28 protein-coding genes and 1 pseudogene are annotated in these 20,885 nt (G+C 58.0%); 23 read left to right on the top strand and 6 right to left on the bottom strand.

All coding sequences use genetic code 11. The features are described from left to right. Positions 1–7 precede the first annotated feature (7 nt). The gene (locus tag ACA047_RS19845; RefSeq protein WP_497352176.1) at positions 8–505 is read left to right on the top strand and encodes a DnaT-like ssDNA-binding protein; all 498 of its coding nucleotides are present in this window, start codon (positions 8–10) and stop codon (positions 503–505) included. Here the strand turns inward: ACA047_RS19845 and ACA047_RS19840 are convergent. Then, positions 477–968, bottom strand: coding sequence for a hypothetical protein (locus tag ACA047_RS19840; protein ID WP_497352174.1), 492 nt, complete (start codon positions 966–968; stop codon positions 477–479). The genes ACA047_RS19845 and ACA047_RS19840 overlap by 29 nt on opposite strands. Before the next feature lie 122 nt (positions 969–1,090). On the opposite strand from ACA047_RS19840, the gene ACA047_RS19835 reads away from it, so the two are divergent. From ACA047_RS19835 to ACA047_RS19765, 15 genes and pseudogenes are all read left to right on the top strand, one after another. Further along, positions 1,091–1,828, top strand: a complete 738-nt coding sequence (locus ACA047_RS19835) for a hypothetical protein (protein ID WP_497360454.1) — start codon at positions 1,091–1,093, stop codon at positions 1,826–1,828. Between the two features lie 3 nt (positions 1,829–1,831). After that, positions 1,832–2,798, top strand: a pseudogene (locus ACA047_RS19830) (phage coat protein). Between the two features lie 51 nt (positions 2,799–2,849). Beyond that, complete coding sequence (locus ACA047_RS19825; RefSeq protein WP_497352172.1) at positions 2,850–3,287, top strand: HeH/LEM domain-containing protein; 438 nt, start codon at positions 2,850–2,852, stop codon at positions 3,285–3,287. 10 nt (positions 3,288–3,297) lie between these two features. Continuing rightward, positions 3,298–3,675: a hypothetical protein gene (locus ACA047_RS19820; protein WP_497352170.1), complete on the top strand. Its 378-nt coding sequence runs from the start codon at positions 3,298–3,300 to the stop codon at positions 3,673–3,675. A gap of 2 nt (positions 3,676–3,677) precedes the next feature. Further along, positions 3,678–4,070, top strand: a complete 393-nt coding sequence (locus ACA047_RS19815) for a hypothetical protein (protein WP_497352168.1) — start codon at positions 3,678–3,680, stop codon at positions 4,068–4,070. 1 nt (position 4,071) lies between these two features. Continuing rightward, positions 4,072–4,728, top strand: a complete 657-nt coding sequence (locus ACA047_RS19810; protein ID WP_497352166.1) for a hypothetical protein — start codon at positions 4,072–4,074, stop codon at positions 4,726–4,728. Beyond that, complete coding sequence (locus tag ACA047_RS19805; protein WP_497352164.1) at positions 4,725–5,144, top strand: phage tail terminator-like protein; 420 nt, start codon at positions 4,725–4,727, stop codon at positions 5,142–5,144. Before ACA047_RS19810 ends, ACA047_RS19805 begins: the two co-directional genes overlap by 4 nt. Before the next feature lie 72 nt (positions 5,145–5,216). Beyond that, positions 5,217–5,864 (top strand): phage tail protein, encoded by a 648-nt coding sequence (locus ACA047_RS19800; protein ID WP_497352162.1) that lies wholly within the window; start codon positions 5,217–5,219, stop codon positions 5,862–5,864. 3 nt (positions 5,865–5,867) lie between these two features. Continuing rightward, on the top strand, positions 5,868–6,248 hold the full coding sequence (locus ACA047_RS19795; protein WP_497352160.1) for a phage tail assembly chaperone: 381 nt from the start codon (positions 5,868–5,870) through the stop codon (positions 6,246–6,248). A 47-nt stretch (positions 6,249–6,295) separates the two neighbouring features. Beyond that, a complete protein-coding gene (locus ACA047_RS19790; protein ID WP_122557064.1) occupies positions 6,296–6,565 on the top strand; it encodes a DUF1799 domain-containing protein in 270 nt (89 codons plus the stop codon). After that, entirely contained in the window at positions 6,562–9,900 is a 3,339-nt protein-coding gene (locus ACA047_RS19785) for a phage tail tape measure protein (RefSeq protein WP_497352157.1), read from the top strand. Before ACA047_RS19790 ends, ACA047_RS19785 begins: the two co-directional genes overlap by 4 nt. Next, the gene (locus ACA047_RS19780) at positions 9,900–10,238 is read left to right on the top strand and encodes a phage tail protein (RefSeq protein ID WP_497352155.1); all 339 of its coding nucleotides are present in this window, start codon (positions 9,900–9,902) and stop codon (positions 10,236–10,238) included. The genes ACA047_RS19785 and ACA047_RS19780 overlap by 1 nt, the downstream gene beginning before the upstream one ends. A 9-nt stretch (positions 10,239–10,247) precedes the next feature. Then, positions 10,248–10,997: a phage minor tail protein L gene (locus tag ACA047_RS19775; RefSeq protein ID WP_497352153.1), complete on the top strand. Its 750-nt coding sequence runs from the start codon at positions 10,248–10,250 to the stop codon at positions 10,995–10,997. Between the two features lie 2 nt (positions 10,998–10,999). Then, the gene (locus tag ACA047_RS19770; RefSeq protein ID WP_497352151.1) at positions 11,000–11,764 is read left to right on the top strand and encodes a C40 family peptidase; all 765 of its coding nucleotides are present in this window, start codon (positions 11,000–11,002) and stop codon (positions 11,762–11,764) included. Between the two features lie 25 nt (positions 11,765–11,789). Beyond that, the gene (locus tag ACA047_RS19765; RefSeq protein ID WP_497352149.1) at positions 11,790–11,942 is read left to right on the top strand and encodes a hypothetical protein; all 153 of its coding nucleotides are present in this window, start codon (positions 11,790–11,792) and stop codon (positions 11,940–11,942) included. Here ACA047_RS19765 and ACA047_RS19760 read toward each other — a convergent pair. Continuing rightward, a complete protein-coding gene (locus tag ACA047_RS19760) occupies positions 11,926–12,174 on the bottom strand; it encodes a hypothetical protein (protein ID WP_497352147.1) in 249 nt (82 codons plus the stop codon). The two genes, ACA047_RS19765 and ACA047_RS19760, sit on opposite strands and share 17 nt — an antisense overlap. A gap of 297 nt (positions 12,175–12,471) precedes the next feature. On the opposite strand from ACA047_RS19760, the gene ACA047_RS19755 reads away from it, so the two are divergent. Beyond that, positions 12,472–12,840, top strand: a complete 369-nt coding sequence (locus ACA047_RS19755) for a hypothetical protein (RefSeq protein WP_497352145.1) — start codon at positions 12,472–12,474, stop codon at positions 12,838–12,840. Between the two features lie 175 nt (positions 12,841–13,015). Here the strand turns inward: ACA047_RS19755 and ACA047_RS19750 are convergent, their stop codons facing one another. The 3 genes from ACA047_RS19750 to ACA047_RS19740 all read right to left on the bottom strand — a co-directional run bounded on the left by ACA047_RS19750 (position 13,016) and on the right by ACA047_RS19740 (position 14,543). Beyond that, positions 13,016–13,738 carry an HIRAN domain-containing protein gene (locus ACA047_RS19750; RefSeq protein ID WP_497352143.1) on the bottom strand — a complete coding sequence of 241 codons (723 nt, stop codon included), beginning with the start codon at positions 13,736–13,738 and terminating at the stop codon, positions 13,016–13,018. A 125-nt stretch (positions 13,739–13,863) separates the two neighbouring features. Next, positions 13,864–14,235, bottom strand: coding sequence for a helix-turn-helix domain-containing protein (locus ACA047_RS19745; RefSeq protein WP_497352141.1), 372 nt, complete (start codon positions 14,233–14,235; stop codon positions 13,864–13,866). 5 nt (positions 14,236–14,240) lie between these two features. Continuing rightward, on the bottom strand, positions 14,241–14,543 hold the full coding sequence (locus ACA047_RS19740) for a type II toxin-antitoxin system HigB family toxin (protein WP_497360452.1): 303 nt from the start codon (positions 14,541–14,543) through the stop codon (positions 14,241–14,243). Positions 14,544–14,660: 117 nt separating this feature from the next. Here ACA047_RS19740 and ACA047_RS19735 point away from each other — a divergent pair, with 117 nt between their 5' ends. The 3 genes from ACA047_RS19735 to ACA047_RS19725 are packed head-to-tail and all read left to right on the top strand — an operon-like array spanning position 14,661 to position 15,985. After that, complete coding sequence (locus ACA047_RS19735; protein WP_497352139.1) at positions 14,661–15,062, top strand: hypothetical protein; 402 nt, start codon at positions 14,661–14,663, stop codon at positions 15,060–15,062. Between the two features lie 51 nt (positions 15,063–15,113). Next, the gene (locus tag ACA047_RS19730) at positions 15,114–15,722 is read left to right on the top strand and encodes a tail assembly protein (RefSeq protein ID WP_497352137.1); all 609 of its coding nucleotides are present in this window, start codon (positions 15,114–15,116) and stop codon (positions 15,720–15,722) included. Beyond that, positions 15,719–15,985, top strand: a complete 267-nt coding sequence (locus ACA047_RS19725) for a hypothetical protein (protein WP_497352135.1) — start codon at positions 15,719–15,721, stop codon at positions 15,983–15,985. The genes ACA047_RS19730 and ACA047_RS19725 overlap by 4 nt, the downstream gene beginning before the upstream one ends. Here ACA047_RS19725 and ACA047_RS19720 read toward each other — a convergent pair. Further along, positions 15,942–16,187, bottom strand: coding sequence for a hypothetical protein (locus ACA047_RS19720; protein ID WP_497352133.1), 246 nt, complete (start codon positions 16,185–16,187; stop codon positions 15,942–15,944). The two genes, ACA047_RS19725 and ACA047_RS19720, sit on opposite strands and share 44 nt — an antisense overlap. Positions 16,188–16,317: 130 nt before the next feature. Here ACA047_RS19720 and ACA047_RS19715 point away from each other — a divergent pair, with 130 nt between their 5' ends. Genes ACA047_RS19715 through ACA047_RS19705 form a run of 3 tightly spaced genes read left to right on the top strand, consistent with a single transcriptional unit; the run spans position 16,318 to position 20,878 of the window. Then, positions 16,318–19,881 carry a TipJ family phage tail tip protein gene (locus tag ACA047_RS19715; protein ID WP_497352131.1) on the top strand — a complete coding sequence of 1,188 codons (3,564 nt, stop codon included), beginning with the start codon at positions 16,318–16,320 and terminating at the stop codon, positions 19,879–19,881. A gap of 8 nt (positions 19,882–19,889) precedes the next feature. Beyond that, positions 19,890–20,204, top strand: coding sequence for a hypothetical protein (locus tag ACA047_RS19710; protein ID WP_497360450.1), 315 nt, complete (start codon positions 19,890–19,892; stop codon positions 20,202–20,204). Beyond that, entirely contained in the window at positions 20,201–20,878 is a 678-nt protein-coding gene (locus ACA047_RS19705) for a hypothetical protein (RefSeq protein ID WP_497352129.1), read from the top strand. The genes ACA047_RS19710 and ACA047_RS19705 overlap by 4 nt, the downstream gene beginning before the upstream one ends. Positions 20,879–20,885: the final 7 nt, after the last annotated feature.

Genomic DNA, 20,885 nt, shown 5'->3' with positions numbered 1-20,885 from the left:
AAAGCCGATGCAGATCATCGTTGAGGACGGGAAGGGCAGACCTGACGCCAACAGTTTCGTGCCGCTGGAGAAGCTGACCTTCTACCGCGACTACTACGGGTTCCGGATACCTGAGGCTGAAGGTGATCAAGTCGAACTGCTGCTGCGCGCTGCGTCCGACATCAACGGTCGTCAGTGGAAGGGTAGAAAGGCCAATCCTGATCAGGCCATGGCCTGGCCGCGGTGTGACTGCAAGATTGAATACCAAACGCTCTCTGAGACATTCGTGCCCTTTGAGCTTGAATGGGGCCAGGTGCGGCTGGCGGTTGAGTTGTACGCCGCCGAGCATTGCTTCCAGATCGAAGAGCCGACTCATTGCATTGAGCCGAACGGCCGGCGTACGCGGCTCAACCGGGATACGCCCGGCCTGCGCATGCGGCCGCCGCCATACGCGCCTAGCAGGACGCAGTTTGCCGATTATCTGGTGATGCGCGGCCTCAGTATCGTACGAAGCCAGGTTCAGTAATGGCAGTAATCACATCGTCATCAAGGATTCGACCGCGATGGTATCGATGAGGTCTGTTTAGTCTTTCCAGTTCATCAAAGTGCCTCTTTGTGGCGTTTCTGTTGATGATGAACTGTTTATGAATGATCAGAAACTTATCGTGTGGCTCTGCTCTGGTATTGATCAGCTGGCTACCGGTGGTCACGAAGATTTCTACGTCGCACGGAGACTTGTCGCTGTTGATTTCTTCAAGTCGGCTGTAATGATGCGTCGTCGCGTCAGTACTCATGATGTACTCGCCGCCCTCTACAAAGCCCATATGCTCGAATTCTCCAAGCACATCGGTGCCCTGGAACATGAGAACGTGACCTTCATCGTGAGTACGCCCGACGATGAGTCCACCATCTCGACCGTCGACGATCCAACCGTTGATAAAGCTCCTGACGAACTCGTCCTGCGACATTGAATATCGTTCTTCGCTCATAACCGTTTTCCTTAGTTGAGTGATCAGCGGCCAGCAAACATTAGCAAAATTCCAAGCCTCGGCCATGCCGGGGTTTTTTTATGCCTGCAAAGCGGGCCGACCAAACCCAAGGGGTGCACCAAGTGGCAGACGAAAACCAGATTGATCTTGAAGACCCGGCCGTTCAGACCGCCATTGCAGCCGCTGTTGAAGCCGCGACTCAGGGTCTCAAGAACAAAAACACCGAGCTGCTTGGCTCGCTCAAAACCACCAAGACCGAACTGGAAGGCTTTAAAACCCAATTCGAAGGCCTGGATATCGACGCCGTGAAGGGGCTGCTGACCAAGGTCGGCCAGGATGAGGAAACGAAGCTGATCGCCGAGGGCAAGCTCGACGAGGTCATCACCCGTCGCACCGAGCGCCTGCGCACCGATTACGACAAGCAGCTGGCCGCCCAGAAGGCCCGTGCTGACAAGGCAGAGGCCTTTGCCGCGAAGTACAGCGACAAGGTGCTGGCCGACTCTATTCGCGCCGCAGCCATCAAGGCTGGTGCTCTCCCCGAGGCCGCCGAGGACATCATCCTGCGCGCCCGGGGCACTTTCAAACTCAGTGAAGACGGGGAGGCGATCGCCACCGACCGTGATGGCGAGGTCATCTACGGTAAGGACGGTAAAACGCCTCTGTCACCGCTCGAATGGGCGGAATCGCTGCGTGAAACAGCAACACACCTGTGGCCAAGGGCTCAGGGTACCGGGCAGACCGGTGACAACGGTGGCAAGGCTACCAAAAAGTGGGGGGAGCACACCGAGCAAGAGCGCGCCGCGCTGGCCCGGGACAACCCCGAAGCATACAAGCGACTCAAAGCCACTCAAGGAACCTAATCCATGGCCACTACTCAACTCGCCGACATCTTCGTCAGCGACTATTACGCCGACCTGGCGCCGGTCAATTCTCCTGAAAAGACCGCTGTTTTCGAATCGGGCATCATCGTTAAATCCCCTGAGCTGGATGCGATCGCCTCCAACGGTCAGGGCACTGCTGAGATTGCCTACTGGCAAGACTTGGACGCAGACGAAGAGCCGAACATCTCCAACGATGACCCGGATGATCTGGGTCTGGTCGGCAAGGCAGAAATGGGCAGCATGCGTGCGCGCACTCTGTACCTCAACAAAGCCTATGGCGTAGCCGACCTCACTACCGAATTGGCCCGCACCGAGCCAATGCAGCACATCCGTAACCGCTTCGGCACATCGCTGGCAGCGTTACCTGCTCGGCGCTGCTCGCGGCATCATCGCCTCGAACATCGCCAATAACGCAGGGGATATGGTCGTTGATGCTGGCGCAACCATCAGTGCCGGCGCTTTCCAAGATGCCGCTTTCACCTCTGGCGATGCTGCCGATGTCTTCTCCGCCATTGGTGTGCACTCGGTTGTCATGAACCAGATGGTCAAGCAGGACCTGATCGAGTATCTGCGCGACTCCGACGGCAAGATCATCCTGGCGACCTACCTGGGCAAGCCAGTGTTCATGGACGACAGCCTGGTATACGGGGCTGGTCGCTTCCTGTCCGTGTTCTTCGGTCAAGGCGCGTTCGGTTACGGCGAAGGCAACCCGGCGAACCCGGTTGAGCTGGAGCGCAAGCCTTCTGGTGGTAATGGCGGTGGCGCCGAGGTCCTCTGGGAACGGAAGACCATGATCTTGCAGCCGGCTGGTTTCAGCTGGAAAGGTGGCGAGAACCGCAACCTCAGCCCGACGGCGACCCAGTACGCGGCCGCAGCCAACTGGGAGCGCGTCTTCGACCGCAAGCAGGTTCCTTTCGCTGCCGTGATCAGTGGCACCGTCACCCCGTAACTCAGCCTCGGCAGGGCGCTTGATTGCGCCCTGGCCGACACGGAGAGAATCATGAAGGTTATTTACACCGACAAGTCCGGCAATGAGCCTGGGGTTTGCTATCGCCTGCTCAGTGAGTTCTTCGGAGTGATCAGCGCGGCGACTGATGTATTCGTCCAGGGTGATAATCCCAACATCATCGAGGCGTACAAGCGGGCAGGCATCAAGGTCACAGGAGCGGATGCTGATGGCCTGCGCCTCGACGGCCCGACTGTTGCTGAATACGTTGCTGCCGGCTACAAGGCTAGCGCCTATCCACCAGAGGGCTATGCCTCGCGCAGCACTCCCGAGGAAGTCGCGGACGTGTTAAACGCTGAGCAGGATCTGCCTGAAACCGACCCTCTGAAAATGAAGGTCCCTGAGCTGAAAGAGTGGTTGACCAGTAAGGGCATCGCTTTCGAATCATCCGCGCTGAAAGAAGACCTGCAGGCATTGGTGCCGAAGGAATAAGGACAAGCACATGACCGACTTCATCACCGTTGCCGATGTTGACGCCTTGTTGGGTCCTGACTGGGCCGGCACCGGTGATCCGGTCCTTGCTGTGGCTATGGCAAACGCCTGGCTCACGGCCAAGATTAATCGACCCGTTGCAGACCCGGTACCCGACGCGATCAAGCTGGCCGGCGCCCAGGTCGCCAAAGAAGCGGCGGCGGGCAAGCTGTACACGGCGACGCAGAAGGAAGTGCAGAGCACGACGGTCTCCGCGCAGACCGGGACGTCGGTGAGCAAGACCTACGTGTCTGGCTCTGCCGATCAGTCGGCGGGCGTTAACTTCGCTCTGGCCTTGCTGGCGCCTTGGATCAAGCGCTCCGGTGTGATGATGCTGAAAAGGACCTGACCATGGGCATGCGCGAAGAGATCCAGGCCGAACTGGCAGAAGCTTTCGACGACCCTGATGGCCTGGCTGATGCGGTCAAGCCAGTGGTAGGCGTACGCAAGGTGACGGGCGAGTATGACCCTGAGCTGGGGGGCGAAACGCCGGAGACCACAGTGACGTACACGGGGCGCGGCGTTCTGGGCAGCTACCTATCCAAGGAAATCGACGGCTCGCTCATCCAAACCACCGACAAGAAGCTGCTGGTGCTGCAAAACGAGCTATTCGTCTCGGAGGCAGGCGTACCGACGATGGTGCAAGCTGCTCCGGCCATTGGCGACATTATCAACGGCCTGCGGGTGATGAATGTGTCCGCCGACCCCGCAGACGCAACGTGGACGGCACAGCTGAGGAAATGACATGGCGAACAAATACGCGAGCATGAACGGCAGTTTCGCCGAGAACATCCGCGACTTCGCCGAGCGCGCCCAGGCCGGTATCGACTCCACAATCCGAGAAATCGTGATCGAGATCGGCAGCAGCGTTATCCGCATGTCACCGGTGGGCAATCCTGAGATCTGGGCGGCGAACGTCGTTCACCGCCAGGCAAACACCCGAGCTGCCGATGACTACGACTTCAAGGTCGCGGTTCGCAATACGATCATCAACCTCAACGAATCAAACTTCACGAAGGCCGGCAAGCTGCGGCGCGGCGTGAAGTACGCCAAGCCTCTGACCAAAACCGAGCGCGACCAGAACTTCAACGTGAACGGCTTGGTTGCCGGCAAGGACTATGTCGGCGGGCGCTTTCGGGGTAACTGGCAGTTTTCAATAGGCACACCAGCGGAAGGCACGCTTGATCAGGTGGATCCAGCCGGCGGCGTGACCCTGGCAAAATTGCGGCTGCAGGTCCAGGCGCTCACGGCGGGCGAGACTGCTTACATCGTGAACAACCTGCCCTACGGTGTTCCACTGGAATATGGCCACTCCAAGCAAGCTCCCGGCGGAATGGTCCGAATAACCCTGGCCCGCTTCCAGCAGATCGTCGACGAAGCCACAAGGAACAACCATGTATGAGTCATGCCATTATTGCCTCGATCTACGAGGCTAAGCTGCTTGCCTGGTGCAAGGCACGGGCGGAGCCGATCAAGGTTGTGTTCGAGAACGTCCAATATGACCCGGCGGACGGCGAGACCTACCTTCGGGCATTTGCGCTCCCAGGCGATACCGCGAGCAGCACGCTTGCCGGCGACCATCGCGCTTTCATCGGGGTCTACCAGGTCAGCATTGTGGCTCCGGCGAATTCCGGGAAGACAAAGACGAACCCGCTTGTAGCTGAGCTGACCGAACTGTTTCCGCTGTACGCGAGAGACACGAAGGCAGGCGTCACCGTCGTCACGATGTCACCCGTTGACCCTGGCCCTGGAATCCCCGATCCGCCTGCGTTCACCGTGCCTGTGTCGTTTGAATACAGAGCAGATATCGTCACCTGATTACGCCCGTTGGGCAAACCCCGAAACCCGCCTCTGTGCGGGTTTTGTCATTTCTGAAAAGAGGAAACACCCATGCAAATGCCCAACGGCGCCACTCTTGAGATCGCGTCCATCTACGGCACGGCGATCCCATTCACCGCTCTGACCAACGCCAATCCAGCCGTCGCGACCGCTGCGGCGCACGGCCTGGCCGAGGGCGACATCATTGCCGTAAATTCTGGCTGGACCCGCCTGGATGGTCGCGGAGTTCGAGTTGGGGAGATCGCCAGCGGCACGTTCGCGCTGGAGGGCGTCAATACGACCAGCATTCAACAGTATCCTGCGGGCTCGGGGATTGGTTCCGTTCGCGAGGTGACAGCCTTCACCGAGATCTCGCAGATTACTGAGATGAATTCCAGTGGTGGTGATCAGCAGTTCCTGACCTTCGGCTTCCTGGCTGACGACGATGATCGCCAGATGCCGACCACCAAGAACCCAATCACGCTGACATTCACGGTCGCTGACGATCCCTCCAAGCCATATGTGGCTGTATGCGAGGCGGCGGACGACGACAAGCAGGCGCGCCTACTCCGCCTGAACCTGCCGGGCGGCAGCAGCATCATTTACAACGGCTACGTGTCCATCACGTCGACGCCAACCATGTCCCGCAACAACCTGATGACCCGCGTTATCAGCTTGGCGCTGACAGGTCGTCCAACCCGTTACGCGGCTTCGGTGTAACTCATGGCCAAGTTCAAGTTGATTCAGAAGCCGACCTTCAAGGCGCCGGTGATGATCCAGCGGGCGGGCTACAGCGCCGAAAAGGTGGAGTTCGAGTTCAAGTATCTGGACCGTACCGCGCTGGCTGAGTTGTACACCGGTTGGAACGAGCGGCACGACGAACTGGGCAAGAAGGTCGGCGACATGGATCTCAAAGCTTTCACCGCCGCCCAGATCGCCCTGCAAGCCGACCAGCTGCTGGATGTGGTGGTGGGCTGGGATATTGAAGAGGAATTCACGCCTGAAAACGTGCGCATCCTCGTCAACTCGATCAACTCGGCCCCGAAGGCGGTGCTGAATGCCTACGCCGAAGCCTTCAGTGAGGCTCGCCTGGGAAACTCCTAAGCGCCTCCCGCGCCCTGTATGAGCCTGGGCCATCAGATGCAGACCTGATGGCCTTCGGTTTGTCTCGCCAAGACATTCCCGACAAGGAAGTTGGCATCTGGCCCGACAACTGGGATGCCTTCAAAGTCTTCGAGGCCATGAGCACCCAGTGGCGCACAGGCGCGTGCGGCGCAACAGGCATGGACTACAGCGTTCTTTCCGGCGTGATTCGGATGTGCGGCGTGCCGATCAGCCAGCGACAAACCATTTTCAGCGACTTCCGGCGTATGGAGGCTGAAGCCCTGCAGGTGATGGCGGAACAGAGAGAAAACAAATGAGCACCAACTTCGCTTCCCTGGGCATTGCGGTCGAGTCGTCGCAAGCCGCAAAGGCTGCTGATGATCTGGATAAGCTGGTTGACTCGGCAGAGGATGCCCAGAAGGCCATTGATGACCTGGGCAAAACCGGCGAGGGCCTGGCCAACACCGGCAAGAAGATTACACAGGCTGAAGCCGAGGTAGCGCAGGGGATCGACAAGTCCACGGTCGCCAGGGAGCGGCAGTCCGGGGCAAGCCGGAAGGCGACCGAAAGCGCTGCGGCGGAAATCACGGTTATCAGCCAGCTCGATAAGGCGATGACTGGCAACATCGACAGTATTGAATCGCTTGTGCAGGCCGAGGGGTTGCTGGAGCGCGCTCGCAAGGGCGGCCTGGTCACTATTGAGGAGCAGGCGAAGTACCAGGATCAGTTGGGCAAGGCCTACGACAAGATTGAGAAGGCCGAGGCTAAAGAGCTTGCCCAGAAACAGAAGCTGATTGAGGCGGAAAATCGCCAGATTGAGGCGCTAAAACGGACGGTCAACGGGATTGACCCCGTAACCGCAAAGCTGGCGAAGCTGGAGGCTCAGGAGAAGGCGCTAAATGACCTGCATAAGGCGGGGCAGATCGACGCGGAACGCTACAACGATGCGCTGGCGAAGATTGGTAAGGACCGATCTGGACTGACGGCAACAGAGACTGCCTTCGACAAATTGAAGCTTGGTACCCGCCAGGCGCAAGAAAACGTCATGCAGCTCACCAACGCCCTACAGTCGGGGGATTGGGGGAGCGGAGCACGCGCGGTTGCCCAGTTGGGGGCCGGTGCCGGAGCGTCGGCGAAAAGCATGGCCGCCATGTTGATACCTGCCGGCCTGTTGGTTGCTGTTCTCGGGTCTCTTGGTTACGCCTATCTCGATGCAATGAAGCAGGCGCGCGAGTTCAATGCTGCAATCAACGGTGGCTCGAACGACGCAGGGCAAACCATTGGCAGCTTGAAGGAGATGGCAGAGGGGGCCGGACGTGTAACCGGGAACCTATCAGGTGCACGGGAGGCGGTCGTATCGCTCGCCTCTGGAGCTGCCACCAGCGGCACGCAGATGCGCAATCTTGCGGAAGCCGCCGCGGCGATCAGCGAGATTACTGGGCAGGGCGCCGGCGAGCTTGCCAAGTCCTTTGCTACCGCCGGCGATACAGCCACTGAGGCCGCCGGCAAGATTAGCAGTCAATATGGCCTGCTGACGCTTGAGCAGTACCAGGTGATTAAGAGTATCGACGATCAGGGCGATCACCAGCGCGCACTTGATGTGTTGAGCGAAGACCTGAATCAGTCGGCCTTGGAGCGACTGAAGACATACCGCGCTTCACTTTCTGACGTCGAGCGCGACTGGGACGATATCAAGACCGCCATCAAAGGCGCCTACGCGGCCGTTCGGTCTGAAGTCTTTCCTGACCTGGCCAAGCAAATCGAGATCACTCAACGGGTACTCGACACGCGGAAGGGCGGCGGCATATCTGGTGCGATCTCCAACGGACTGAGCTCTCTCAACTCGGCGCTGGGACTGGGCACCGGTGAGCATGACGATTCAACGCCGGCGCTTGAGGCGAAGCTCGCAAGCCTCAAGGCTCGGCAAGCAGCGAGCGAAAGCCTTACGGCCTCTACCGGCGAAACAACACACGCGAACAAAGAGCTGATTGCCGCCCAGAAGGACTTGGACGCTCAACTCGACAACATCAACCCTTTGACCAAGCGTTCGTCAGAGCTGAAAAAGCTGAATGATCGTTTTACGACGCTGTACCAGAACGCTGAAAAAACTGGGCAGAAGTCGCCATTGCTGGACGGTGTCAGCTTCGATGGCAAGAAGTTCTCCGGCGGCGCTTACGACACACTGCTGAAGGGGCTGGAAGACAAAAACAAAGATCCGAAAGCCGCATCTACCCAAGTCGACCTGACCGCCTTCAACAGCGCCAAGAACAATCTGTCCGACATCGTCACTGACTACCGAAACGCCCAGAAGGAACTGGAGGCGCAACAGAAGGCCGGCGTGGTTTCGCTGTCGGACTATGCCAAGCAGCGGTCGACGTTGATTGCCCAGGAAAAGGACGATGTAACTGCGGCCTACCAGGCTGAGATTGATGCCCTGGAAGCGGCCAAGGCTAGAAAGACCACGACCGCAGCCCAGAGCATTCAGCTTGACCAGAAGATTGCCGACGCAAGACAGGCGATGATCAAGGCTCAGAAGGATGCCGATAGCCAGCAGGAAGTTCTGGCGACCGCCGAGAAGGGCCGCTTGGCGCAGATGACAGCCGCCTCTGAGGCATATGTAAATCAGCTGGAACATCAACGTGCCGCACTGGAGGCTTCTGGCTCCCGCGCAGCAAATGGGCTGGGCCTGGGAGACCGCCAAGCGGCATTGCAAGGCAACCTCGACGCCACTACGGACAAGTTCAACGACGAGCGCGCCAAGCTACTGGATCGACGCAAGACTGCACCCGACAAGTACAGCCAGGAAGACTACATGCGCGACCTGGCCAGCCTGGAGGATGCAGAGAGGAAGTACCGCGACACGGTGGTCGACAACTACGACAAGATGTCGACCGCCCAGGGCGACTGGCGTAGCGGGGCCACTTCGGCTTTCCAGAACTACCTGCAATCTGCCAACGATGTTGCTGGACAGACGAAGAGCCTGTTCACCAATGCCTTTTCCAGCATGGAAGACGCGGTCGTCAACTTCGCTGTGACTGGTAAGGGCTCGTTTTCGGACTTCACTAAGTCGATCTTGGAAGACATGGCACGGATCGCCACCCGACAAGCCAGTTCAGCGTTGTTGAGCAGTCTCGTCGGCGCGGCCACCAGCTACTTCACCGGTAGCGGTAGCGCAGCATCGGCGGGCTCAACCCAGGCCGGGTACTCCGGCGACCTCTCTGGATTCACCCCTGGCAGCATTCAGGCCAAGGGTGGAGCATGGTCATCAGGCGTGCAGATGTTTGCTAACGGCGGCGCGTTCACCAACAGCGTCGTCAGCACTCCTACCGCCTTCGGCATGGCCAACGGCAAGACCGGGATCATGGGCGAAGCCGGAGATGAGGCAATCATGCCGTTGACCAGAACCGCCGGCGGCGAACTTGGCGTGCGAGCTGTTGGATCTGGCAATAGCGGGGGAGGAGGGAATACCTACAACTTCCCGGTATCCGTGTCGGTTCAGACGTCAGGCGATGGCGGCGCGACCAGTACGGAGGACACAACCCAACTGGGCAAAGGCATTCAGCAGGCCGCCAAGGTTGAGGCTGAAGCGGCAATTGCCAAAGGCTTGCAGCCAGGTGGTTCTATCTGGCGCGTTATCAATGGGAGGGGTTAATGGCGATTGAAACTTTCATCTGGCCCACCCAGCACAGTGACGCACCCGAGATCACCTACCGGGTACGTACCGCTCAGTTCGGTAATGGCTACAAGCAGACCTCCGGCGACGGGCCGAACAATAAGGAGGACTCCTATCCCATTACCTTCAGCGGTTCGAAGGCCAGGGTGCTGGAGATCATGGACTTCCTCGACCGACACGCCGGCGCGAATGCCTTCCTCTGGACAACCCCGCTCGGTCAGTTAGGTCTGTTCACCTGCGTTAACCCAGTCCCAACCCCAGTCGGGGGCGGCGTTTTCAAGCTCACGGCCACCTTCACCCGGGCCTTCCAACCATAAGGGGCAATCATGCCGCTGATCAGTGACATCCAGGTTCTTGAACCTGGCAGCGAAGTGCTGCTCTTCGAACTGGACGGCTCCGACTATGGCGCGGACGTGCTGCGCTTCCATGGGCATGCGATCCCGCACACGGCGGCGGAGCTGATTGCCGCCGGCGCCGATGCCGACCAACTGCCGGCCAAATCAATCTGGTGGCAGGGTAACGAGTACGGCGCCTGGCCCATGCAGATTGAGGGCATCGAAACCAATGGCGACGGCACAGCTGTACGGCCAACTCTGTCGGTAGGCAACGTCAACGGCAGGATCACGGCTCTATGCCTGGCCTTCGACGACTTGCTCGAGTTCAAGCTGACGATGCGTCACACGCTGGGCACGTACTTGGATGCTGAGAATTTCCCCGGTGGGAACCCAACGGCAGATCCAACCCAAGAGACCATCGAGGTCTGGTACGTCGACCAGAAGACGAATGAGGACGGGGAGACGGTGACGTGGGAGCTTGTCAGCCCGGGCGACGTCGGTAATGAGTCAATCGGCCGTCAGGCCACGACACTTTGTCACTGGTGCCTCACCGGCGGTTACCGAGGGCCGAACTGTGGCTACACCGGGCCGTACGTCACAAAGGACGGCGTTGTCACGGATAACCCTGAGCTGGACGAGTGCGATGCCACTCTGGGCCGAGGCTGCATTCCTCGATTCGGCGATGGCAACCCGTTGCCGTTCGGCGGCTTCCCCGCTGTCTCCCTGATCGCCCGGAGCTGACCATGCGCAAACACATCTTGAGCGCGATCCAGGCTCATGCGGCGGCCGAGTACCCGAAAGAGTGCTGCGGGCTTCTGCTGGCCATGGGTCGCAAACAGCAATACTTCCCTTGCAAGAACACTGCGACTGAGCCGAGCGAAGAGTTTCGCATCGATCCAGAGGAATACGCAGCAGCAGAAGATCTGGGCGAGATCATTAGCATCGTCCACTCCCACCCGGACGCAACCAGCCGGCCATCGCCGCGAGATTTGGCGATGTGCGAAGCGACGGCCATGCCCTGGCATATCCTGAGCTGGCCGGAGGGCGACTTGCGGACGGTGGTGCCAACGGGCGATACGCCGCTGCTGAAGCGGCCCTTCGTCCACGGTGCCTGGGACTGCTGGCAGGTTTGCGCCGACTGGTACAAGCGCGAGTGGGGACTGGAGTTCGAAGCCTTCAAGCGCGCCGACGGCTGGTGGGAGAGCAAGGACAATACGAGCCTGTACGAGGCGAACTACGAGGCCGCCGGCTTCTACCGGGTCGATCAGCCGCAGCGCGGTGACATGATCGTGATGGAGGTGGGCAGGACGGTTCACCCGAACCACGCCGGGATTTTCCTCGGGGCCGATCCGTCGCTTCCTGGCGAAGATGCCGCGACCTTCGGCCCTGGGCCATTCCTCCTGCATCACCTGTACGGGCGGCCGAGCGAGATCATCGTTTTTGGCGGGCCGTGGCTCGACCGGACGCGCCTGATCCTCAGGCACAAAAATGCACACCAAGCCACATGACGCGGCATAGCCGCAGGAGAAATACATGCAAAAAAAAGAGGTTGTGCGTTCGAAAGGTAAGCCGGACAACGCGGAATTGGTATCCAACACTGCCCTACGTGACGATTGGAGGGTGGTCATGGCGAGCCACCCCCAAACCGGTTTCTATTACGCGGCCGGCATCAAGCTCGACCGGTAATTGCCAGAGACAGGTTATCGAGGTAGCTATCGTGCAATGCTTTATCGATACCCTCGTAACTTTCGGCCTTCAAATTTTTAAGGTCTTGGGAAATTGCGTTCGCTATTGCGTCATTGCCAGATGCCAAGCGCCGTCCGAGTATTGCTGCAGCATTCATGTTGAACACAATTGCCGTTTTCAGTGCTAGCTCCAGCTCGGCAAGACGCTGATCTACTGTTTTTTGCTCGCTCACATCGACCTCCTAGGTCATAAACGCGCCGAAATTGGCGCAATCCCAGTCCTTGGGCTTGCAGGCGAAGGACTGGGAAATCCATTGCGTGGAGGCAGGAGGCTACTACGGAGGGTGGCTTGGCGTTACTGGTTTTATATCCACGGTGGGGGCGCCCCCCCGGTTGCCAAATCTTGAGGGTGGTCTATGTTCTTTGGGTGATGTTCAAAGCGCGCATTAGATATGCATTAGCTAATTAACGCCCGCTTCGATCGTATTAATGAGATGTTTCAGGCCGATTCGAAAATCAAGGAAGTTAAAATGGCTTATCGAATGAAAGTTTCCCATTGGATGTCTCTGTCTGAGAAGTTACAAATCGCAGGTATGGAGTATCTATTCAAGCCTGGAGATAACAATGGGTTCATATACGAGAAGGGTACCGTTGATGGGCTGGAGAAATTTCATATACATACAATTGAGCAGCTTGACCAGGACACGGATGAAATGGTTTTTCAGCGTCTTTTACCTAAAAGTAGCAACTCCCGAGTTGGTCAAGAAATGATTGACCTTGCAACAATAAATTCGGAAGGTTGGCATGCTGCCTGCCATGGCATGAACTCCTCAACTCTCAGGGCGGTCATCGCGTTAAGTGCTATTTTTATTTCTTATGGTTTGAAACAACCAGCATAATCGCCGAAAGGAAATGCAGGTAATTGCCAGGTCACTTTTTCGTTTCTGTCCGGTGGATGCTACATTGCCCGCATCTTCAACAGGAGTGACCCAATGAGATTTTCGTAGGCGCGGTTGCGCGCTTGAGCAAGATGAGGAGGCGCTAACCCCACAGGCCGGGTCGTTGCTTTTCTGCTTAGGATTTCGGCAGGCTCAGCAACACGCCAACCATCGGGCGATCTCCCCAGCCACCAGAAAGTTTGGCTTTGGTTTGGAATCTCCAAACGCCGGCGACGCCCATGTCGGCGACCTGTTGATGGAAATCTGCTGCTGCGTCGCGCGGTAGATATCCGACCTTCGAGCCTTCGATATAGACAGCGCAAGCGTTATGGTCGTAGGGGTTATCCGGCTCGGCAACAATGTCCGCCACGAAGTCATTGTCAGTTGCCATGTGCCGACCGTTACGTAATTTTCGAAGGGCTGGCTGGTAGTGGGATTCACCAACGACGTCGAATGCACACGCATGTCCACCAGTAATCTTTCCGGTTAGCGGTGGCAGATCTGCCTCAGGTGGAGTGGCATTCTTGGCGCGCTTCTTTTTCGGTTCCGCTGCTACAGGTTCAGCTGGCGGTTTTCGCGGCGCTGCAGTTGACCGTAGAGCCTGGATATCGGAAGTTCGATCTCCCGAAGGTTGAGGGTGTTGAGCGTTGGCGGTGGCGGCCAACCTGACGGCCCTTGCGTGACCTATCTTTAGGAGTCGAGTCAGCTCGTATGGCGTTTTGGGGCCGGTAATGGCTACCAGGTTCTTGGCTTCCACGAGTAAGTCGTCGTCCAGATCATCAGTTGGCGAGCCGGGGGCCGAATCGGCAGCTGTTGGCGAGCTTGAGCTCAGCGAGAAGATACGTCTCCACCACGACATTCAACGCTCCTTTTAGCGGTCCGGCATGCGGTCGCAAAAAGCTCGGCTGGCCGGGCTTGAGTCATTCGATTAAGTTGAGGGGTATTGACAATGGCAACCCCCCCTCTCTTATTCGTCGGCTGGTGTCAGGCGACTTTTACTGGCCTTATCAGGCTTTCAGCTGGAATGCCGAACATATCGTGAAGCTTCCAAATCATAGGCAAAGTCAAAGAGCGCTTGCGATTTAGAACCTCGTATACGCGGTTTGTTTTGCCGATAGCGGGGGCCAGGTCGGCCGCAGTGAGGCCGGATTGCTCCATGCGAAATTTGATGGCTTCAATTGGGTCTGGCAAATCAACCGGGAAGTGCTTGGTTTCGTAGGCCTCGATCAGAGTGATCATGACTTCGAAAGCATCGCCTTCCGGGGTGCCAAGCTCAGGCTCATTCTCGAACAGAGGAGAAATCTCTTTGAGAGCTACTCGGTATTCTTCATCGGTGCGGATTGGGCGAATGTTCATAATGGTTACTCCATCTCCACGGTGTTTGCGTCGATCTTGTCGTACTGCTGATGAGTCCCGACAAACTTGATGTACACAGCGCCGAAGCGGTAGGCAATGGCGACCACGAGACGGTAGTCGTTACCCTTGATGTTGAATACCACGCGGCGACTCTTGAGAATGCTTGCGTTACCGTATTGCGCCTTGATGTCGCTTGGGCTGGTCCAGGTGGCTTTCTTGGCATCGTCAAGCCACGCCTTAAGCTGCTGCTCGGAATCTGGGTATCTCTCCCAGAAGGCTTTCAGATGGCTGATGGCGATAATTCTCATGGGTGAGAATATAGTCCCATGGTGGGACTTGTGCAAGCTTTCACAAGCAAAAGCTTGCAGCCCTGCCGGGCGTCCTGTTTCTGATATCTTGGCGCCATCTTCCACAGGAGTGACCCCATGAGATTTTTCGTAGGCGCGGTAGCTGTTGCTTTGCTGGCGGGGTGTGCGACTTCGCCAGTATCGGCCGATAAAGCCGACCCAGTCCCAAGCGGTAGGCTTTATGCCTTCAGTGGGAAGTCCGAGTCGCTGCTGCTTGTAACCCGCGACAGCGGCCTTTATGGGGCTGGATGCAACTACCGGCTTTACATTGATGGGACCCTGGCGGCGGAATTCGCTTCAGGCGAAGTAGCCCGGTTTGGGTTAAAAGCGGGCACGCACATCCTTGGCGTGAAGCCTAGCGCTGCCTGCGGCGGGTGGGGTTTGGTCGAGCGTGAGGTCGATGTAAAGGCCGGCGAAACGATCAGGCGCCGAATTACGCTTTCGGGTGACTCATTCGATATTTCACCAACGGCTATTTGAAACCATTCTTCAGGCCCGCTTCGGCGGGCTTTTTTGTGCTCGGAGGAAAACATGGCTGCCCTGGCTATTGCGTACAACCCAATGACTACGATCCTTCTATCAGGGTCGCTGGCAAAGAAATTCGGCCGAGCTCATTGCCGACAAATAGATAGTCGGCAGGTTTGGGAGGCTTTCAGGGCGCTGAAAGCGACCGTTGAGGGTTTCGAAGATGAAATCCGACGGCTTGACCGGCTCGGCATGCGATTTGCCATATTTCGAAATAGGAAGAATGAAACTGTAGACGCGTTTGATTTAGGCGGTACCCGAGAGATTAGAGTCGTCCCAGTGGTCTCCGGCAGTAAGCGCGCAGGACTGATGCAGACGATATTAGGTGTAGTGCTGATCGCTGTCGGCTTCTTCGCCTACGGCTCAACAACCGCCCAAGGTGCGGCGCTTATAGCAGGCGGTATAGCCTCAACCGCTGGCGGCGTAATACAGATGCTGAGCCCGCAGCAGAGCGGCCTATCTCAGAGCGCGTCCCCCGACAACGCACCGTCCTACGCCTTCGGCAGCGCCAAGAACACCACGGCCAGCGGCAACCCTGTCCCCATCTGCATCGGCGAACGCCGGTGGGGCGGCATGATCATCAGCGCGAGCATTTATGCGGAGGATAAGACGTGACCGAAGTTACCTACAGCATCACGATCCACGACCTGCAACGGCTTGAAGGCGGATTGATTTGCGGCGACGAAGCGGTGGTTGCCGTTCTGGATAATGGGCATGAGATCCATCGAGAGCGTTTCATTGGCAAATGCACATCGCCAAGCGGCTATACGCGGAAGTACCACGGCAAGCCTGGTCTTACCGCCGCTCTGATCTCTGGCAGCTGCCGCATGGGTTTCAGTTTGAGTGACCCGCCAAAGGCTGCTCCCCGCCACCCATAAAATCGTCCGAACCCAGCCGGTGAGAACCGTATTCGACTCGATACCCCGGGCCGCGAGATGCCGCTTCTGACTCGGCCGCATCCTTTGAAGCATAGATATCGACGAACCGCCATGGTGAGTTTTGCACGACACCCCAACCCAATACCCAGCCTGCTTTATCTGGGTCTTTCGGAAGGTTTTTAGCGAGGCTTCTGATTGACATGACCGCTCCTTGGTTTTGAGAAGGCATAACGCTACTACCGCATTGAGGCCGAGCGTTACTGGCATTTCATCCACCCTGGACAGATACCCACACCGCCCATGAGGCGGTTTTTTTTCGCCTGGAGGAAAGCATGGGCGCAGCACAGAAGATCGACATCAGCGGCGAGAAGAGCGGCAGCAGCAAGACTAAATCGCCGGTAGAGGCCAGCGACAACCTGCGCTCTACCAACGTTGCGAAGCTGCTCATTGCGGTCGGCGAGGGCGAGTTTGAAGAAGCACCCACCGCGGCGAACATCTACCTCGACAACACCCCGATCAACGACGCCAGCGGCAACGTCAACTTCCCCAACGTGAAATGGGACTGGCGCTCGGGCTCCGTCGACCAGACCTACATCCAAGGGATCCCGTCCGTTGAAAACGAGACGTCCCTGAACATCGAGCTTCGCAGCGATACGCCGTGGGTTCGGTCGGTCACGAACATCCAGTTGTCGGCGGTGCGAGTTCGGTTCGCCTGGTCAGCCCTTCAGCGGCAGGACGACGAAGGCAACATCGGCGGCTATCGCATCGAATACGCAATCGACGTGGCCACTGATGGCGGCGCCTACCAGCAGGTGCTGAGCGAAGCCGTGGACGGCAAGACGACCACGCGTTACGAGCGCTCCCGCCGCATCGATCTGCCCGAGGCCACCAGCGGCTGGCAGATCCGTGTCCGCCGTATCACCCCCAACCAGAACAGCAACAAAATCGCTGACACCATGCTGATCGCGGGTTTCACCGAGGTGATCGACGCGAAGCTGCGTTACCCGAACACCGCGTTGCTCTATATCGAATTCGACGCCGAGCAATTTACCAACATTCCGGCCGTCACCGTGAAGTGCAAGGCGCGGAAGTGGCAGGTCCCGAGCAACTACGACCCGATCAGCCGCACCTACACCGGCACCTGGGACGGCAGCATGAAGTTGGCCTGGACCAACAATCCGGCATGGATCACCTACGGCATTTGCACCGAGGACCGTTTCGGCCTGGGCAAGCGCATCAAGTCGTTCATGGTGGACAAGTGGGAGCTGTACCGGATCGCCCAGTATTGCGACCAACTGGTGCCAAACGGTCTGGGTGGGACTGAACCGCGTTTTCTGTGCGACATGAACCTGCAGGGCAAAGCCGATGCCTGGTCGTTGCTGCGTGATATCTCCGGCATCTACCGGGGGATGACTTATTGGGCCCAGGGTCAGTTGATCATGCAGGCAGACATGCCGCGTGCTCAGGACTTTGACTATGTCTTCACCCGGGCGAACGTCATTGACGGGAAATTCTCGTATGGCAGCGCCTCAGCGAAGACCCGGTACACCCGGGCTCTGGTCAGTTATGACAACCCGGCGAACAACTACGACACTGACGTCATTCCGTTCGCCGACCTGGACCTCCAGCGTCGTTTTGGCGACAAGCCAACCGAGCTGAGCGCCATTGGCTGCACCCGCGCTTCTGAGGCCCAGCGCCGTGGTAAGTGGGCGATCCTGAGCAACAACCTCGACCGGACCATTTCGTTCAAGACCGGCATGGAGGGTGTGATCCCTCTGCCGGGCCACATCATCCCCGTGGCTGACTCGCTGCTGGCTGGGCGGGAGGTTGGCGGCCGGATCTCTGCCGTCGCCGGTCGTGTCGTGACACTGGACCGTGACACCCAGGCCAAGGCGGGCGACCGCCTGATCATCAACCTGCCTGGCGGACGCGCTGAAGGGCGCACCGTTCAAAGCGTGGCCGGCCGCGCCGTGACTGTGACGGTCGCCTATAGCGAAACGCCGCGGGCGCAGCTTCAGTGGGCGCTCGACGCTGATGATCTGGCGATTCCGCTTTACCGGGTACTGACGACCAAGCGCACCACCGAGGGTGATTTCGAGATCTCTGCGCTGCAGTACGAGCCGAGCAAGTTCGCCTTCATCGACACCGGGGCGCGACTGGAAGATCGGCCGATCAGTGTGATTCCGATCACCGTTGTTCCGGCGCCGACCAGCGTCACCATCACATCGAACTCCGTTGTGTCCCAGGGCATCGCCGTCGCCACTATGACCATCACCTGGCCTGCCGTTCAGGGGGCCGTGGCCTATGACTTGGAATGGCGCAAGGACAGCGGCAACTGGATCAAGGTCCAGCGCACGGGCACCACCGGTGTCGACGTGGTCGGCATCTACGCAGGCGCCTATGTGGCCCGCGTGCGTGCGGTGAGCGCTTTCGACATCTCGTCGATCTGGCGCAACTCCGTACTGACCAATCTCAAGGGCAAGGAAGGCCTGCCGCCGGCTGTCACCAGCCTGACGGCAACTTCGCTGCTGTTTGGTATCAGGTTGAAGTGGGCGTTCCCTGCGGGCGCAGCGGACACCCAGCGTACCGAGATCTGGTACGGCCCGACCAATGTCCTGGCGAACGCCACGAAACTGGCCGATCTGGCTTACCCCCAGAGCGACTACAGCATGCAGAGTTTGCTGGCAGGCGTGACGTTCTTCTTCTGGGCGCGTCTGGTGGACCGGACCGGAAACATTGGTCCCTGGTATCCAGTTGGCAATGGGGTAATGGGCCAGGCCAGCTCTGAGGCTGGGCCGATTCTTGACTTGATCGCCGGTCAGATCGGCGAAACGGAGCTGGGCCAGGATATCGTCGATAAGATCAATCTGATTCCAGGCCTTCAGGAGCAAATCGATGTGCTCGACGACATCCTGCTCTATGACCCTGACAAGCCCTATGTAAAAAATGACATCGTTCGTCAGGGTCAGCGGCTGTACCAAGCGCTATCCGCCGTACCGATCAATACGCCTCCGCCAAACGCCACCTACTGGCTGGACGTGGGCCAGTCGGTCGAGACGGCCAACGGCCTGGCGCAGCAGGTTGCGACCAATACCGCTGACATCAGCGAAATCGACGGAGTTGTAACCGCCCAGGCCACGGCCTTCGAGGCGCTGCGCGCTTCCTCTCGCGACGACAACGGGGAGGGCGACCTGGCCGACGCGATTAAGGGGTGGATCAGCACGGCGGCAATCGCCCAGGAAACCAGCGTTCGGGCTTCCGAGAGTGAGGCAACGGCCCAGCGGCTGACCACATTCGATGCGCAGATCGGGCAAAACGCCGCGAACCTCACCACGCTTGAACAGGTGGTGGCCACAAACGAATCGGCTACTTCGACGAAGATCGATCAGCTGAGCGCAACGGTAGGCAGTAACTCTGCGACGATTCAGCAAACCGCGCAGGCCCAGGCGTCTACTGATGGAAAGCTGTCGACGATCTGGTCCGTGAAGATGGAGCTTTCTTCGAGCGGGCAAAAGTATGCAGCTGGATTCGCATTGGGGCTCGAAACAGGGCCTGGGGGAACAACTTCAAACTTTGTGGTGAGAGCAGACACGTTCGCAGTTATGAACCCCAACGCTCAGAACCCTGAGTTATTTTTTGCGATAACTGGCGGTCAGACTTTTGTTCGCTCTGCCTTCATCGAGAACGGCAGCATCACGATGCTGAAGATCGGCCAGTACCTGCAATCCGACAACTACGTGGCCGGCTCGCAGGGCTGGCGCCTGGATAAGGCTGGAAACCTGGAGTTCAACGGTCCGGCCCCGGGTGGTGGGCGCCTGACGATGACCAATCGCGCCATCAAGGTCTATGACCAAAACGGCGTCAAGCGGGTACAGCTTGGAGATCTCGACGCATGAGTCATGGGATGCGGATATGGGGCGCAGATGGTGCGCTCCAGCTGGATGAAAACTCATTCACGATGCGGGTGGTGCTTTCAACGCTGGTCACGTTTCCAGATAGCACTAAGGCGATACAGTCGTTCTCTGTCCCAGGCTGCACCCCTAATAACTCGGTGGCAATCGTTATACCAAACGGCTCTTACAATCAGAGCACCGCTTATCAGTTTGAAACGGAAATGGTTACGGGGGAGGCGCGTGTTTATAACTACACGCGCACCTTTGAGGCCAGTCTTTCTACATCAGGAACCATGCGGCTCATGGTTATAAGGTTTGCCACATGACGTACGGCCTCACTTTTACAAACAACAGTAACGAAGTAGTTATTGATTCTGAATTCGCGAGGCTAAACGTTATTTGTAGTGGGCGTTATGCTCCGACTGAAGAGTTCAATCTTGGCTCAACAACTAATTTTCCTATGGTTATCACAAGTGTTGAACCGCCGCTTGTGTTCTGTAGGCCAGATAGTGGCGGCGCCGCTGGCCTCACAGCAATGCAGGTTAATGGGTCCGCTGGGAATTGGACGGGTTTCTATGTTCGGGCCTATAGCGACTTGACGGCTGAACCAAACGGCAGATACTTCGCTGCCACCTTCGGCGCCCAACCGGTAGCGTCTTTCGGCATGAGGCTTTGGGATGGATCGTCGAAACTGTTGTTCGATTCAGGAACTCCGAGCGCTCTCTTCGTAAGGGCGTTTCAAAGTTGGACTTATCAAAGAAACGAGCTGACTGATACAGGAACATATCGAAATTTCTACACTATCCTGTTTTCCTTTCCCGAGAATGAATACCTGCTGATCAATACTTTCAGCATGAGGATGGTGACCGGGGCAGGATCTGGACGAAGCGTGAAAACGTTGTGGGATTTTCCAAATGGAGTCCTATACGCCGTAACTGATGGGTCTTCAAATCCATTCGCCTTTTTCATGCCCGCCGTTTTCGCAAAACTTACCGCTTAATTAATTT

The sequence above is a fragment of the Pseudomonas sp. LBUM1664 genome, from assembly GCF_059695895.1.
This window is presented reverse-complemented; position numbering and strand designations above follow the sequence as displayed.